Raw genomic sequence first — 15833 nt, 5'->3', positions numbered from 1 at the left:
GAATAAGACAGCACTGATTCTGCGGAGAAACCGCCGCCGGGAACCCGCATTATTAAGGCTTTCCAGCTAGTTTCCTGGCAGGTCAGCGTAGGAGGCCAGGCCCAGCGGGTCGACGACCACGACGCGGCGGTGGCTCCTGCGTATCAGCCCCCTCGCTGAGAGGTCCCGCAGAATCTTCTGCACGGTGCTCTCCTTGGCTCCGATCAGGCTGCCGAGTTCGACCTGGGTCAGTGGAATGCCAAGGTATGTGCCTTCCGGGTCGGGGCGCCCGTGGCGGTCGATGACGGCCAGCAGCAGCCGGGCCATGCACACATCGCTGTCGTATCCGGCGAACTCCAGCCTGCGCTGATTGGCCCAGCGCAGGCGGTCGCCGTTCAGGGCGCTGTGGGCCAGGGCGGCGAAGGGGTGCCGGCGGAGGTAGTCGATGAAGAGTTCTCCTCTGATGGGCCGGGCGACGACTTGTCTGCAGGTGGTGACGGTGGCCGAATGGGGTGATCCGTCCAGTGCCGACAGGTCGCCTATGACATCCCCTCTGACCCGTACGGCGAGCAGGGTTTCCCTGCCGTTCTCGGTACACGCGGTCACCTTGACGAGACCATGCAGGATGACGTAGACAAAGTTCCCGGTGTCGCCCTGCTGGATCAGGCAGTGATCAGGGGGATAGTTCCGGGTGCTGCCGAGCGTGAGCAGGAAGTTCCTCGTGGATAGCGGAAGCCGCGCTAAAAATGTCCCCGACGGCCAAAGGGACGTTCCCTGCGGAATCGGAGCCGACGGCATACAGGCCTCCTGGAGAAGCGGCAGTGCGCTGCGGACACGTCAATGCTCTCCACGTGAATAGCGGACGTAAACGAGCACTGGCGGAATCAGCCGTTCTCCGTCTTCCAGTTGGGAATGCCGCCTGTGGCGGCAGGGTGTCCGCGTCCAGGTGGCGGAGCGCGGTCAAGGGGTGCGCGGCATTCGGCAGTGGTTAGAACAGGGACTTACACATACCGGCGTGGCCCCAGATAGCCACCCTGACAAGGGCCATGCCCGACGACTTTGCACTGGCGACCTGGCTGATGGCCGGGTGCCGACTGCGGGTCGGCGAACCTCTTGCCGTCTCCGAGAGCGGAGTGACGCTCAGTGGTCGCCCACTGCGAATCACCCGCCGCCAGGTGACGCAACAGCACCACCTTGGCCCGCTCAAGCACCGCAAGGAGGGCCAGCATGGCGACATGCCGCTGCCGCTGTTCGTCAGCGAGTGTGCTGACCTGGTAGTGCATTGGGGGATGGAAAGCCCTATTTCTAGAGCTTTTTGCTACCTGCGCGTTGTTTCACGTGAAACATCGTGTACGGCAGAGCCGGCCTGGCGTGTCACGCGAGCTTGTGCAGGATGTCGGTGATCTTCTCGTAGGCCTTCGCCGTAGGGGCGTGCGTCGCGTCCACCGTCTTCACGTCGAACTTGTTCTTCGGCGTGAGTTCGTCCGCCTCCCTGATCATCCGGTCCTGGAGCGGCAGAGGGATCGACAGGTCGCGCGAGTGCCTGATGTAGGTGCGCGGCACCCGCCCCCACGCCTCGACCCGGCCCCGGGCATCGGTCACCGGGACCGATAGTGCCTCGTCGGGCGACATCGTGTTCAACGTCGCCAGAAACTCACCGTCGCTCGCGTCCGCCATCAACGCCTGCTTGGCCGCGCGCAGAAACTCCGGATTGTTCGACCGCCAGTTGGTCCGCGACGCCTTGATCTGAGCGGGATCCCCCACCGCTCCCTTGGCCAGGCCGAACAGCAGGCTGGTGCTGGCTTCCGGCGTCGACAGATAGTCGACGATCGTCCGCATCTTTGAGCAGATGAACGCCGAACTGTAGACGAGCCGGTCGATGAGCTTGGGCACCTCGTCCGCCGCCTTGGTGATCGTCGCACCCCCCATACTGCCCCCGACCAGGATCACCGGCCCATAGTTCGCGACCCTCCGTACGACCTTCACCGTGGCCTCGACGTAGTCGTCCAGCGTGAGCCCCGCCATCGGCGACGGCAGTGTGGCGAACGTCTTCAGATCCTGAGGCGCCTGATAGGAGATGTGGAACTGCCCGGTCGCGTCATGCCCCTGCAACCCGACCCCGACGGTACGGTGCCCCCGCATGGCCAGTTCCGGATCCACCCCCGCCGCCCCATGAGCTCCACTCACAAAGACAAACGTGGTCACCTCCTTCCGCTTCTTCTTCGGCGCCCCAACCCCCGCCGCCATGGTCAGCGCCCCCGCCCCCGCAGCGGACGCCATGTGCAACATCTCTCGCCTCGTTTTCGCCATAACAACAGCATGACCACGAACGCCGGCCCCCGATTCCCCCACCTGGCAAGCCATGCGGTCGACCCCCATCCACCGATCGGTGGATAGCCAAGCGCTTTCCCCTGCTAAACGGCATACTCGCCTCACAAGGCTGAAGGGATGGGTGTGGGCAGCGACATCAGACCAGGTAACGGCCCTCTGGCGTGGATGGTACGCGGCGGCCAGCAAGGAGAACGCGAAGCGAGAGCCCTCCGGGAAGGACTCGTCTTCGTCGGCTGGCACGAACTCGGAAATCTCACCGCATACCAGACGCGGCAACAACTCTCGGAGGCCATTCACCTCGCATTCCCTGCCACGTCCCGCAATGTGGTCAGTAATTGGACCGGACAACTCTGGCGCTTCGCCACGACCATGCGCGAGGGGGACCTGGTTGTGATGCCACTGCGGTCTCAGCCAGGGCGCATCGCCATCGGGAAGATCGCCGGTGCATACGAATATCGTGGACACGAACCCAAGGACTTTCAGCAGGTGCGAAAGGTCGACTGGATCGCCACAGATGTCTCCGTCGAAGCGATCAGGCCCGACTTACGCGCCAGCCTTGGCTCTCTCCTCACCGTCTGCGGACTCAGCCGAAACGACGCCGCCCGTCGCATCAACCATCTCGCCAACAACGGCACCGACCCTGGCTTCGATGGGCAAGAAGAGGTCACAGGCTCTGATGAACTCCTAGAAGACGCTGCTTCCCGGGATCCCGGCAGCCCGCGTCGGTTGACCATTCTGAACCTGCTTGAACACTGGGGCGAGCGACGACGCACCAGTCCCGTCATCGCGACGATCAAGACGGCCTTGGCGGACAAGGGCCTGACGACCAGACCTCCATTCACCGAAGGATCTGTGAGTGATGAAATCGCTCTGATCCCCCTGGGCAGCGAGCCCGGTTCCGCTGCCGGAGAGGCTGAAGGTCCGGCGAGGACGCAAGACCTATCCGAGGTCGGCGACATGTCGCTGCGTTTGGGGAATCTACCTGCGCCACTGGTCTCAGTGCCGATGACGGCCGATCTCACCTATGTGAAAACGCTCATGCTGCGCCGGCAGTTCTCTCAAGTGGCCGTGATCGATGAGAATGGCACCTTTCACGGCGCAGTGAGCTGGGAGTCGATCGGCAAGGCCCACATCGCCTCGACCGCCCCTGCCCTTAAGGACGCGATCCAGTCCGCCATGGTGGTCGACCACGACGCACTGCTCCTTGACCTGATCGAGGTGATCTACAGTGCCGGTTTCATTTTCGTGCGCGATGCCGATCGAGCGCGGGTGACCGGAATTGTGACCGCCGCCGACCTCAGCAGCCGATCGGGTGCGCTGGCGCGTCCTTTCGTCCTCATCGAGGAAGCGGAGAACAGGCTCCGGCGGGTCGCCGACGAAGTGTTCACCGTGGAAGAACTCAGAGCAGCCATGCCGCCGGGCCGCCAGCGCGACGATGTGCATCAAGCCAAGGACCTCAGCTTCGGCGCCTATCGATTTCTCTTGAGGGAGCCGCACCGGTGGGCCAAGCTGGGGTGGAACATCGACCACCAACTCTTCCTTGAGCTGTTGGACGAAGTGCGTGTCATCCGAAATGCTCTAATGCACTTCGCTCCCGACCCTCTGGGAAAGGAGGAGCAGGCCGTCAGTGGCCTGCTCAACATTCTTCGTGCCGTTGACCCGAGACCGTGAGGTCGTCAGCGGCTGATTAGGTTGGCGCGGGTTCGGGTTGTGCCGGCGGCTAGTTCTGCGGCTACGACGATGACGCCCAATAGTTCGCGGGGGGTGGAGAAGTGGCCGGTCAAGGTGCGGTCGGTGGTGTGGGTGACGGTGGGGATCAGGCCGCCCAGTTCTGCGGCGGCGGCGTTGGGCATGTCGATTTCCAGGTGGAGTTCGTCGGGAAGGTCCACCGGGAGGAGTGAGCCGGCGGAGGCGACGGCTTCGGCGGCGGCGGTGCGGATGCGTTCGCGGGCGACGGTGGGGGACAGGCTGTCGGCGGCGTAGACGCCATGGGCGGTTTTGACCTCGACCGTGTGCACCTTGGGGAGGCGTTCGCGTACGGCGGCGCAGATGATGTCGTCTCCCGTCACCAAGCCCACCGGCACGCCGACCGCGGCTGCTTGGAGAGCGTTGACCTCGGCTTCGGAGACCGGCCGGCCGTTGAGGCGGATCTGGGTGAAGTGGGAGGAGTAGGTGTGGGCCAGCACGCCGGGTCCGCCGGCGGCGGCGTGGTAGCCGAGGAACAGGGCGACGTCGTGGTCTTCGCTGATGCCTTCGGCCATGCAGTCGAGTTTGGGGGAACCGAAAACCACCCTGGCTCGTGGGTCGAGCTCCTCGTGCAGGAGGTTGTCCATCGTGCCGTGGCTGTCGTTGACGACGACGCTGTCCGCTCCGGCGTCGAATGCTCCGGCGATGGCCGCATTGGCTTCGCCGGTCATCAGTTTCATCGCCGCGCGATAGCCGTGCCCACCGCGCGCGACCTGGTCGAAGGTGGCGATGCCCGCCACACCCTCCATGTCGATGGAAATGTAGACCTGCACGTGACGGCTCCTCGTCGTTGACGGCTCGCCTACGAGCTTCACCAATCGTCTCGGCCTTCGGCTACGTCCGTCCGCACAGGTGGCGAAGGCCGCTTTTGGCCGCCGCCCACTTGCGGCCGACACGTGGCTCGCGGTGCCGGTTATCGTGGCTGTGCCGTACCACAATGGCGGTATGACAGTCCGATGCCTGGTCACGGGGGCGACGGGATATATCGGTGGGCGGCTGGTGCCCGAGTTGCTGGGGGCCGGGCACCAGGTGCGGTGCATGACGCGGACGGCGGGGCGGTTGCGGGGGCAGCCGTGGGTGTCGCGGGTGGAGGTGGCGCAGGCCGACGCGCTTGATCCGGCGGCGACGCGGCAGGCGCTTGAGGGCATCGATGTGGCGTACTACCTCGTGCACGCCATGGCTTCGGGGCCGGACTTTGCTCGGCGGGATCGCCGGGCGGCGTCGGTGTTCGCGGAGGCCGCCCGGGATGCGGGGGTTCGGCGGATCGTCTATCTCGGTGGGCTCACCCCGAGTGGGCGGCTTTCGCGGCATTTGCAGTCGCGGGCGGAGGTCGGGGAGATCCTGCTGGAGTCGGGGGTGCCGACGGCGGTGTTGCGGGCGGGGGTGATCATCGGCTCTGGTTCGGCGTCGTTTGAGATGTTGCGCAACCTCACGGAGCGTTTGCCGGTGATGACCACGCCGCGGTGGGTGCACACGCGGACGCAGCCGATCGCGGTGCGCGACGTGTTGCGCTACTTGGTGATGTGTACGGCACTGCCGTACGAAGTGAACCGCACCTTCGACATCGGCGGGCCCGATGTGCTGACTTATGGCGACATGATGCATGGGTACGCGGCGGTGGCGGAGTTGCCAAAACGGGTCATCATCCCGGTGCCGTTTCTTACGCCCTGGTTGTCGAGCCTGTGGGTGGGTCTGGTGTCCCCGGTGCCGGCGAACGTCGCCCGGCCATTGGTGGAGTCACTCAGCACCGAGACCATCTGCCGCGAACACGACATCACCCGCTACATCCCGGAGCCACCGGAGGGCCTCATCGGGTTCCGGCGTTCGGTGGAACTGGCACTCAAGCGCATCAAGGAGGCCGATGTCGCCACCCGGTGGAGTTCGGCCGCCCTACCTGGAGCCCCGAGCGACCCCTTGCCCACCGACCCCGACTGGGCCGGCGGCAGCCTCTACATCGACCGCCGCAGCCGGGTCGTGCCCGCCTCCCCCGAGGCGCTGTGGAAGGTGATCGAAGGGGTAGGCGGCGACAACGGGTGGTATTCCCTACCGGTCGCCTGGCGGCTTCGCGGCTTTCTCGATCGAATGATGGGCGGTGTCGGACTGCGCCGGGGACGGCGTGATCCGACGCGGTTGCGGATCGGTGACGCCGTCGACTTCTGGCGGGTGGAGGAGTTGGAGCCCGGCAGGCTTCTACGGCTAAGGGCGGAAATGCGGCTGCCCGGCCTGGCCTGGCTGGAGCTCACCGTGCACAAGGACGGTGACCAGACGGTCTACGGGCAGCGGGCGATCTTCCATCCCCGTGGACTGCTCGGCCACCTGTATTGGTGGGGCATTTCCCCCTTCCACGGCCTCATCTTCGGCCGCATGCCACGAAATGTCGCCCGAGCCGCCGCCCGTACATCATCGCCCTAGCCCCCCACCTCACGCCGGAGCGTCGAGCCTCGCCCGCAGTTCGGCGCCGAGTTCCACCTTCTCCGCCCCGATGGCCTCCTCAAGCTGCGCCATCGTCGTCACCCCGACAATCGGCACAATGCCCTGCTCCATCAGCCATGCCAGCACCACCTGATGCACCGTCGCCCCGGTTTCGCCGGCGACCTCCTGGAGTACGGCGAGGCGGGCGGTTGTCCCAGGGTGGTGATAGATGTCGGGGACCGGGCGGTCGGGCCTGGTGTAGGCACCGGACAAAAGGGAGTTGTACCCCCAGAGGGTCAGGTCGTTTTCCTGCTTCACGTAGTCGAGAGTCTCGTCGTGCACGATGACGTGGGCCGACTCCGGCGGACGTGCACCCGGCCGGGGCCGCAGGTAGGTGTGCCTGAGCTGGAGATGGGTGTAGGGGGTGAGATCCCGCGATCGTGCCAGATTCCGGGCTCGCTCCAGCTGCCATGTGGCGATGTTGCTCGCGCCCACCTGGGCCACCAGCCCGTTGTCCACCAGTTCGTGAAACGCGCCCAGCGTCTCGTCGAGCGGGATGACCCTGTCCTCGATGTGCGCCCAGTACACGTCGATGTGGTCGGTCCGCAACCTCCGCAGGCTGCCTTCGGCCGCCCGCCGGATCACCGGCGCCGCCAGCCCCTCGGCCGGCGTGCCCCCGACCTCGACCGTCGACACCGCCCCGGCCTCCACCGGTCTGGCCCCGGCCTTGGTGCTCAACGTGAGCTGCTCCCGGTTCCCGCGCGCCGCCATCCAGGCGCCGATGGCCAGCTCACTCTCGTCTCCGGTGCAGCCTTCCACCCAGAACGGGTAGTTGTTGGCGGTGTCGAGGATCTTCCCCCCGGCCTCGACGAACCGATCGAGGATGGCGAACGCCTCCTTCTCCGGAACCGACGTGCCAAAGGGGATGGTGCCCAGTGCGAATCTCATGCCCCACACTCTGAACCCTGGAGTGCACTCCACCGCAAGCCCACCGCCTCCACGAAGGACTACCATCACGCTGAGTGACGACGTTTTTAGGAGTGCACTTCTAATAACTGCACTCCTAAAAGAGGTCAGATGATCCTGCCAAAGCCAGCCGACATGTTCGACCGCGACTGGGAGTGGCGTCAACTGTGTGCCTTCGCCCAGTCCGATCAGCCCACCGCCACCCTCGGCGTCGTGTCCGGGCGCCGCCGTCAGGGCAAGACCTTCCTGCTGGAGTCACTCTGCGAGGCCACCGGGGGTTTCATCTACGCCCCCACCGAAGCCGTGCCTCGCCAGGAAGCCCTTCGTCAACTCGGGATCGCGTTGGCCCGATATCAGGGTTCACCCGGTGACATCCGGTTCCATAACTGGGGGGAGGCCATCGATGCGCTTCTCGCGTTGGCGACCGAACGTCCGGTCCCCGTCGTCCTGGATGAGTTCCCCTACTTGGTCCGCGACGCGAAGGAGTTGCCTTCGGTCATTCAGAAGGCATTGGCACCCCGCCGCCCCGAGCGGCGAGCCTCCAAGGCGCGTCTGCTCCTGTGCGGATCCTCCATCTCCTTCATGGGCGGGCTCCTCGCCGGGGCGGCGCCCCTGCGCGGCAGAGCCGCGCTGGAGCTCGTTGTGCCCACGTTCAACTTCAGGCTGGCCAAGGACTTCTGGAAAATCAAAGACCCCCGCCTGGCGGCACTTGTTTACTTCATCCTTGGCGGGACCCCGGCCTATCAGACCGAATACCTCCAGGGCGTCGGCCCGACTAGCATCGACAACTTCGACGAATGGGTCGTCGAACATATCCTCAACCCCGCGAGCCCGCTCTTCCGCGAGGTCCGCGCACTGCTCGCGGAAGACCCGGCCCTGCGGGACATCGGGCTCTATCACACCGTGCTGGCGGCGGTGGCCGAGGGCAACGCCACGCGAGGCGGCATCGCGAACCGCATCGAACGCAAGGCGACCGATATATCTCATCACCTCACCGTCCTGGAGGACGCCGGTCTCCTTGTGACGGAACATGATGCCTTCCGGTCTAATCGATCGGAATTTCGGATAACCGAGCCTCTCGTACGCTTTTACCACGTGATAATGCGTCCATATTGGACCCAGCTGGAAAGGGTGCGGCCTGGCCGTAGCGAGCGAATCTGGAGATCGTCACGTAGTCGCTTCGACGGCAATGTGGCAGGTCCGGTATTCGAGCGTATGTGCCGTCTGTGGGCGGAGGACATGGCGGACGACGACACCTTTCAGGGAACCATAGCCCGGGTTCGCTCGGGCGTCGTTCACGACAAGGTCAACCGCACGGGGCATGGGGTGGACGTCGCGGTATTCGATCCCGACGGTGCTCTGTTGTCCATCGGCGAGGTGAAGTGGGGTGAGGTGATGGGGCTGGGGCATCTTCGGCGGCTTGAGGAGATCGCGGATATTCTGGAGATGAGAGACATGCGGCCGCGTGTGCTCACTCTGTTCAGCGGGGCGGGGTTCATGCCGGCGCTGCGTGAGGTCGCCGCGGGCGCCGGGGGGCGGGTGCAGTTGGTGGACCTGGATCGCCTCTACGCCGGACAGTGAGGGACGAGGTCTCAGTCATGGGTGACGATCAGCGGCTGCCTATGTCCTCCGAGGAGATCGAGTCTGCCCATGTCGGAGAGGCTCCGCTGCTCAACGCGCAGGTTGTGCTGATGCCCTACAGCGACGGCTGGCCGGTGGCCTACTCCGTGGAGGCGGGGCGGATCGGCGGGGCGCTTGAGGGGGTCCGGCATGTGGTTGAGCATGTGGGGTCGACCTCGGTGCCGGGGTTGGCGGCGAAGCCTATTTTGGATGTCCTGCTGATAGTTCCCGATTCCGCGGACGAGAGCTCATATGTGCCGGCTTTGAAGCGCGAGGGTTACGAGTTGACGATCCGGGAGCCGGACTGGTTTGAGCACCGGGTGCTGAAAAAGTACGGCGAAGCCATGCCGGTGACGTTGCACGTGTTGTCGGAGGGGTGCCCGGAGATCCGGCGTATGCTCGCGTTCCGTGACCGATTGCGGGTGAACGAGGAGGATCGGGCGCTCTACGAGCGTACGAAGCTCGCGCTGGCCGGGCAGCAGTGGAAATACCTGCAAAACTACGCCGACGCCAAGACCGAAGTGGTGGAGGCCATCCTGAGTCGCGCGTTGTAAGGACTTTCAGCCTTTCACCTACTCTCCGACCTGTCAGACTCACCGTTATGTCGGAACTCAACGGTGTTCCTGTCACGTTGGACGCGCTGCAGAGCCTCGCCCTGATCAATTACGGGCATTTCACCACGATGCGGGTGGAGGAGCAGCGTGTGAAGGGGCTCTCCCGTCACTTGGACAGGTTGGCGAGGGACTGCCGGACAGTTTTCGGGGTGGAGCTGGACCGCGATGAGGTCTGCGGTTATATGCGGCATGCCGTGGATGGGCGCCCGGGGCCGCTTGTGCTGCGTGTCACCGTGTTCGACCCCACGCTGGATCTCGGTCGGCCGGGTGGGGCGGCGCAGCCGCAGGTATTGGTGACCACACGGCCGGCGGCGGCGTTGCCCGCTCAGCCCATGACCGTGCAGACCATGAGGTTTCAGCGTGATCTGCCTGCGGTGAAGCATGTGGGGCTTTTCAGCACTCTGCGCATCCGCAGGCAGGCCCAGGTGAACGGCTACGACGATGCGCTTTTCACGGACAACGCGTCATTCGTGACCGAGGGCGCGACATGGAATGTCGGGTTCTTCGACGGAGACCGGGTCGTCTGGCCCAGTGGCGACATGCTGCCCGGTGTGACCATGGGCTTGTTGCAGCACGTGCACCACCAGACCGTGACGAGGTCGGTCAGCCTCCACGAGTTGCCCGCCATGCGGGCCGCGTTCGCCACCAACACCGCCATCGGGATCCGCGTCATCAGCAAGATCGACAACATCCGCTTCCCCGTCGACCATCCGATCGTCGAGGTGTTGCGCAAGGAATATGAAGCGGTTCCCTTTGAGCCGCTCACCCCGGCTCATCCGGCCAGCAGTCACGGTCGTTGACGAATGTGCCCTTGACCGGCCATGTGCTCACCCATCCCTCTCGCCGGAGTAGTTCGACGGCGGCCCTGATGGTGTTGCGGGCCGCCTGATAGTCGATGGAGAGCTGGGTTTCGGACGGGAAGCGGTCCCCCTCCATGAACTCTCCCCCGGTGATGCGCTCGACGAGGTGCCTGGCTATCTCCTCTCGTTTCTGCGGAAGCCGGATCCTGGGCACCTCCGCCGGTCCGACATATGTGCCTTCCGCGCGAATGGTGTAGACGACTCCCTCCTGACGCAGCTGGGCAACAGCCCAACGCACGGTTGCCCGTGACACTCCGTACAACCGCACGAGCTCAGCCTCGGAAGGGACAAGCTGCCCGGGGACGAGCCTGCCTTCGGCGATGTCGGCTCTGACCTGGGCGGCGATCTGCTGATATATCGGCGTGCTGCGGCGCTCTTCACGCTCTTCTGACATGGAGATCAAGATATACGTCTACAACTCGCATGGGTACGTGTTATAGACGTCTTTACGCGAGGCCGCGTTCGAGGAGAGTGAGTTCGACGGTGCTCAGGCACCCCATCAAGCCATGTGCACGGGCAACTCACCAAGGCGTTGGAGCGGACACACAGCCGCGCAGGTGCGCGACCCCGTCAAACGCGAAGAGTGCCTCACTCTTCGGTGCGCCAGGACATGCCGATGACGCTGGGACGGGGGTCCTCCGGAACGTTGCGGTGAAGGATGTCGGACAGGGTCCGGGTCGCGGCGATGATCTCGAAGCCCTGAGGCGTGAAAGTGGCCGGAGTGAACACCCGGGAGGCCAGCAGCGGGTTGGTCAGCGCCTGGGAGAAGGCGTCGATGGCGATGATCTTCGTAAGCAGTGGCGGCAGGATGGCGTCGGGTGACCCCGGCTCCTCCGCGAACAGGCCGACATAGAGGTCGAGGTCGTCAACGCTCTTATACAGCTCGCGCAGCGCCCCGCTCACCTTCATGTTCCCACTGACCTGCTCGAAGTCACGTACCGCCGGGAAACTGCAGTGCCGCCGATAGCTGTTGTACGACGCCAGGCCGAGGGCGCGCGAGTCGGCGATGCTGTCCACGTCGACCTGGCGCAACACCGGATCGGTGTTGAACAGCCCGATGCGTCCGGCCCGCTGACGGGACGCGTCAGAGAAGAGCCGGCGCAGGCCGGGCTCGGGGATCAGCCCCGCCGCGGTGAAGGTCTGCGCCATCGGCAGATCGCGGTCCCCCACCGCGAGGTGCGAGGGGATGAGGCTGTGCCAGCGATACACGAGGTTGAACTCGACCGACGCCCAGTTCTCGCGGTGCCAGGGCGCGTGGGCCAGCATCGCGGAAAGCCGGCGATCCAGGGTGAAGTTAAAGTGATACGGCGTGATGTGGTTGATGTATTCCTCGACCACCAGCTTGATGAGCAACACGATGAGAATGTTGCGGGTCGTCTGGAAGAGCCGTTCGTCGTCCCAGCCCGGATGGTGCCCGGCGAGCAGCGCGGCCACCCGGTTGTGCTCACGCAGGAACAACGTCGTGAGCATCGTGAAGCCGATCTGGATGTTGCCCCGGTCGCTGCCGGTCGCGAACAACGTGTCGCGCTGTTCTGGAGTGAGCTGGGCGAAGCGGACGACGCTGAGCGGGGCGAACTCCGCTTTGATCTCCCCGTTCTCACATAGATACGGCGGGAACTCGCCGTCGTGGAGGATCTGGCTCTTCAACCGGCCACCGTCGAACGTTCGCAGGGCGGCGGTGGCCTCGGGGGTCAGTCCGTAGAGCTGGTTGAGGTCGATGTGGTGGTTCGAGCTGTTCTTGCGGGGGTCGCGAGGGATGCCGGTGTCGCCGCGTAAGAAGCCGTCGGTGAACCACTGGGCGAAGTAGGCGAACAGCACGGTCGACCGAGGGCAGAGGGTCATGTAGTCGCCCCGGGTGAACAGGTCGGCCGCCTGAGCGGGGGTCGGCCGGCCCGGCACCTCGGGCACCGAGGGCAGGTGGCGCCCGCTATAGGTGCGGTCGGTCAGCGAGGCCCACGAGGTGTAGTCCGCCATGGTGCTGAGCGGCTCGGGACGCGACGGCATCTCGCGGACGGCGCTGTCGATCAGGTAGGCGTTGAGCCGGCGCCGCACCACAGGCACACTCTGCGCCAGGTCCCAGAGCGGCTTTCCGTTGATCAGAGCGAGATATCTGAGCCGGTTGACGACACCGTCCGTCGCCACGCTGCGCGCCGTCGCCATGGTCACGCTCCCCGCCCGTCCGCGGCGAACGCCTCGAATCCGAGCACACACTCCTCCGGGAACACACCTGCGGAATGCACAACAGGACTCTCCAACCGCAGGCCCGGACGTGACAACAGACGCCGCACGACCTCACAAATGACGGCCTTGGCGGGATGCGTCCCAAGGCACGCGTGGTGACCGTGCCCGAAGAAGAGATAGTGATGGTCCGGCCGTCCCACCCGGAACTCCTCCGGCTCCTCCACCACCTCCTCGTCGAACATGGCGGCAGCGGGCGAGGCGAAGACCAGTGTGCCGGCCCGGATGACTGTACGGCGCGGCGTGCCGGCCGCCAGGACATAGTCACGCTCACACAAACGAGGTAGCAGCTTGAAGAACGGGTCGAAGCGCACCGCCTCCCACACATAGGGATCGAACGCCTTGGGGTCGCCACTCACCGCGACGGCTTCCGCGAACACCGCAGGGCGGAGCAGGAGTTGTTCGACCGCCGCCGCCATGGCCCCCGTGCCGCTCTCCACGAACCCGAGGGGCAGCCCCGCCATGTTGATCGCGACCCGCTCGTCGTCGGGACTCAGCCCGGCAGGCAACGAGATGCCGGCGAGCCGCGTGACGACATCGTCTGGAACGTCCCGTCCCTCACGCAGATCGGCGCGGCGCCGCGCGAGCAGGTCGCGCAGATAGGCCATCAGCTCGGCGCCGGCCAGCACCGACGCCGACTGGACCTTCAGATCGCCGGTGAAGTTGGCGAAGCCGTCGGTGATGACGGCACGGATCCACCGCGACAACGTCTGCGGATCGGGCCCCGGCACCCCGAAGTAGCGTGCCGAAACACCGAGCGTCACCGGCCGGAACAGCTCATGCACCGCTTCGAGCCGCTTGTACGGCACAGCCGCGTCGAGCGCCTCCTCCGTGAGCCGGCCGGCGAGTTCTCTGACGGCCTCGATGTCGTCACGGTCGAGCATGACCTGCATGAGCGCCTTTTCCCGCCAGTTCATCGGCGTGGCGTCGCGGGAGAGCATGAACGGCCCGCCGAGGGCGGCTTCCAGCCGCGGGCCGAACGGCCGGACCGTGAAGACGTCCTCGCGGGCCAGGACCTCGGTGACGTCGGCGAAGCGGGTGACCACGGTGAAGGCGGGCGTGACGAAGACCGGCCGCCGCAGGCGGAGCTCGGCGAACAGGGCGCGCCAGTCGGCGCGCATCCACCCGCGCACCAGGTCGAAGGCGGCCATGGGGTCGCGGGTAAGGGTCTTGTCGTAGCGTTCCAGGAAACTCTCGCTGGTCGTATGTTCGTCGGTGCTCATGCCACACCTTCCACACAAGGACACAGTGAATATGGATTGTGACGCTGTGTAGCCATAATGGAGGGTGTGACGATCAATGCATGATGGCTGAGGCGTTCAGCGTTTTGACTCCCCTCCGTCACCCTTCAGTCACTCTCCAGCCATAGCCTCCGGCCGAGGGCGCGGACTTTGAATGAGGAGCCACATCCGCCCCGACCGAGGAGGCCCTGTGACTGTGCCACGCCGACCGGAGGCGCCGGAGCCGACGGCGGAGACGGTGGCGATCACCAGCGGAAGGCGTGCCGTCTATCTGGTGGTGCTTGTGCTGCTTCCCGGGCTTTTGCTGGCTCTCGCCGTACCGGCCGCGTGGGGGTGGGGCATTGGCCCGCGCGATGTGGTGATCGCCGCGGTCATGTATCTGATCAGCATTTTCGGCATCGCGATCGGCTATCACCGGCTTTTCACCCATCGGGCTTTCAAGTGCCGTCGTCCCCTGCGGATCGTGCTCATGCTGGCCGGGGGCATGGCGGTGGAAGGCCCGGTCACGTTGTGGACGGCTGAGCATCGCCGCCATCACAAATATGCCGACCGTGAGGGTGATCCCCATTCGCCGTGGAGGTACGGCGAGAGCGGTCCGGCGTTGCTCCGCGGCATGGCCCATGCACATGTAAGCTGGTTCTACACCGCGCGCCGCCGCTCCAATCTGCGGCATTGGGTGCCTGATCTGATGGCCGATCCGGATGTGCGGCGGTTCGACGCCGCATACCCGTTTGTGGTGGTGTTGTCGTTCGCCCTGCCCACGTTGGCGGGTGGGCTGTGGTCGATGTCATGGGCGGGCGCCTGGACGGCTCTGTTCTGGGGTGGCCTGGTGCGTTATGCCGTCGTGCACCATGTGACGTGGTCGGTGAACTCCATCGCGCACACGCTCGGCGACCGCCCGTTTCGTACACGAGACCGATCGTCAAACGTGCGGTGGGTGGCATTGCTGACGCTCGGCGAGGGGTGGCACAACTGGCATCATGTCGAGCCCACATGTGCCCGGCACGGTGTGCTGAAGGGTCAGCTTGACCCGAGTGCCCGGCTGATCCACTGGTTCGAGCAAGCGAACTGGGCATACGACGTGCATTGGCCGGATCCCGACCGCCTCGCCGCCCGCCGCCGCGACCGCATGTGAGTCGTCGGGTCAGCGACGTTCCCCTTTACGGAGAGCTGTGATTTCCTACGGCTTATTGGCATTGTTACGCCTTTAGAATACTTTTTCCACGCTCGCGAAACGCATCCAGGCGATTACATCAGCGGATCAGAAGTATATTTCCGACAACAGGCCGAAAGTCTGACATGTCATCTGACGGAAATAGTTCCCTCCTTTCGACCCACGGCGGCTCAGAGTAATTTCTACTCCCCAGGGCCACCCGACATGTCCCCAAAGGGTTAGTTGATCAGTAGCATTGTGTCGTGCAAGATAGAGCGCACGTCGAACGATCACGTCGCGTCCGTTTTAGGGGAGATGGTGGCACATGTCGGAGCCGTTAATGACCGCCCCGGAGGAAACAGCAATCCTTTACGGCGGGCCGGCCGGAATCGTCAGCAGCGCGCCTTGCCCCGAAGGGCACGACCGGCTAATCATCCACTACCAGGGCCGCAACCATCGTTTCGAATTCACCGGTTCTTTCGAGGAGCTCAAGGGGCAACTAGCCCCCGTCTACACCTGGCGCTACGCCACATCCGTCGCTGAATAGACCGACTATCTGGTTGGGCGCCCCTTTTGCACGGGAGCGATCCCGCGACAGGGCGTGCACCGCGACGAAATAGGGAGGCGCTCCAGTAGACGGCCCTCTAGACTCACGGATCGTCACACGCCCGAC

Annotated in this window: 14 protein-coding genes; 7 read left to right on the top strand and 7 right to left on the bottom strand. The window is 65.0% G+C overall.

Features of this window, described 5'->3' with window-relative positions:
* Nucleotides 1–66: 66 nt before the first annotated feature.
* Nucleotides 67–777 (bottom strand): Crp/Fnr family transcriptional regulator, encoded by a 711-nt coding sequence (locus Ssi02_RS25495; RefSeq protein ID WP_204030035.1) that lies wholly within the window; start codon nt 775–777, stop codon nt 67–69.
* Nucleotides 778–1353: 576 nt separating this feature from the next.
* Nucleotides 1354–2259 (bottom strand): alpha/beta fold hydrolase, encoded by a 906-nt coding sequence (locus Ssi02_RS25490; protein ID WP_204030033.1) that lies wholly within the window; start codon nt 2257–2259, stop codon nt 1354–1356.
* Between the two features lie 174 nt (nt 2260–2433).
* On the opposite strand from Ssi02_RS25490, the gene Ssi02_RS25485 reads away from it, so the two are divergent.
* Entirely contained in the window at nt 2434–3981 is a 1548-nt protein-coding gene (locus Ssi02_RS25485) for a DUF8426 domain-containing protein (RefSeq protein WP_204030031.1), read from the top strand.
* 5 nt (nt 3982–3986) lie between these two features.
* Here the strand turns inward: Ssi02_RS25485 and Ssi02_RS25480 are convergent, their stop codons facing one another.
* Nucleotides 3987–4829, bottom strand: coding sequence for a M55 family metallopeptidase (locus Ssi02_RS25480; protein ID WP_204030030.1), 843 nt, complete (start codon nt 4827–4829; stop codon nt 3987–3989).
* A gap of 172 nt (nt 4830–5001) precedes the next feature.
* On the opposite strand from Ssi02_RS25480, the gene Ssi02_RS25475 reads away from it, so the two are divergent.
* Nucleotides 5002–6468, top strand: a complete 1467-nt coding sequence (locus Ssi02_RS25475; RefSeq protein WP_204030028.1) for an SDR family oxidoreductase — start codon at nt 5002–5004, stop codon at nt 6466–6468.
* 9 nt (nt 6469–6477) lie between these two features.
* Here Ssi02_RS25475 and Ssi02_RS25470 read toward each other — a convergent pair whose 3' ends face one another.
* Nucleotides 6478–7416 carry an aldo/keto reductase gene (locus Ssi02_RS25470; RefSeq protein ID WP_204030026.1) on the bottom strand — a complete coding sequence of 313 codons (939 nt, stop codon included), beginning with the start codon at nt 7414–7416 and terminating at the stop codon, nt 6478–6480.
* 129 nt (nt 7417–7545) lie between these two features.
* On the opposite strand from Ssi02_RS25470, the gene Ssi02_RS25465 reads away from it, so the two are divergent.
* The 3 genes from Ssi02_RS25465 to Ssi02_RS25455 are packed head-to-tail and all read left to right on the top strand — an operon-like array spanning nt 7546 to nt 10468.
* Complete coding sequence (locus Ssi02_RS25465; protein ID WP_239129654.1) at nt 7546–9015, top strand: ATP-binding protein; 1470 nt, start codon at nt 7546–7548, stop codon at nt 9013–9015.
* A 17-nt stretch (nt 9016–9032) separates the two neighbouring features.
* Nucleotides 9033–9608 carry a GrpB family protein gene (locus Ssi02_RS25460; RefSeq protein WP_204030024.1) on the top strand — a complete coding sequence of 192 codons (576 nt, stop codon included), beginning with the start codon at nt 9033–9035 and terminating at the stop codon, nt 9606–9608.
* Between the two features lie 47 nt (nt 9609–9655).
* Nucleotides 9656–10468, top strand: coding sequence for an aminotransferase class IV family protein (locus Ssi02_RS25455; protein WP_204030022.1), 813 nt, complete (start codon nt 9656–9658; stop codon nt 10466–10468).
* On the opposite strand, the gene Ssi02_RS25450 is transcribed toward Ssi02_RS25455, so the two are convergent.
* From Ssi02_RS25450 to Ssi02_RS25440, 3 genes are all read right to left on the bottom strand, one after another.
* A complete protein-coding gene (locus tag Ssi02_RS25450) occupies nt 10431–10922 on the bottom strand; it encodes a winged helix-turn-helix domain-containing protein (RefSeq protein WP_204030020.1) in 492 nt (163 codons plus the stop codon). The two genes, Ssi02_RS25455 and Ssi02_RS25450, sit on opposite strands and share 38 nt — an antisense overlap.
* Before the next feature lie 194 nt (nt 10923–11116).
* Nucleotides 11117–12688, bottom strand: coding sequence for a peroxidase family protein (locus Ssi02_RS25445; RefSeq protein ID WP_204030018.1), 1572 nt, complete (start codon nt 12686–12688; stop codon nt 11117–11119).
* 2 nt (nt 12689–12690) lie between these two features.
* On the bottom strand, nt 12691–13989 hold the full coding sequence (locus tag Ssi02_RS25440; RefSeq protein ID WP_204030016.1) for a cytochrome P450: 1299 nt from the start codon (nt 13987–13989) through the stop codon (nt 12691–12693).
* Between the two features lie 172 nt (nt 13990–14161).
* Here Ssi02_RS25440 and Ssi02_RS25435 point away from each other — a divergent pair, with 172 nt between their 5' ends.
* Together Ssi02_RS25435 and Ssi02_RS25430 are read left to right on the top strand one after the other, a co-directional pair.
* Entirely contained in the window at nt 14162–15142 is a 981-nt protein-coding gene (locus tag Ssi02_RS25435) for an acyl-CoA desaturase (RefSeq protein WP_204030015.1), read from the top strand.
* A 358-nt stretch (nt 15143–15500) separates the two neighbouring features.
* On the top strand, nt 15501–15707 hold the full coding sequence (locus tag Ssi02_RS25430; protein ID WP_204030013.1) for a DUF5988 family protein: 207 nt from the start codon (nt 15501–15503) through the stop codon (nt 15705–15707).
* The last annotated feature ends 126 nt before the right edge of the window (nt 15708–15833 follow it).

Origin of the sequence: Sinosporangium siamense (assembly GCF_016863435.1) — a bacterium.
GTDB lineage: Bacteria > Actinomycetota > Actinomycetes > Streptosporangiales > Streptosporangiaceae > Sinosporangium > Sinosporangium siamense.
The sequence above is the reverse complement of the archived record's forward strand: the minus strand, read 5'-3'. Positions and strand labels throughout refer to the sequence as shown.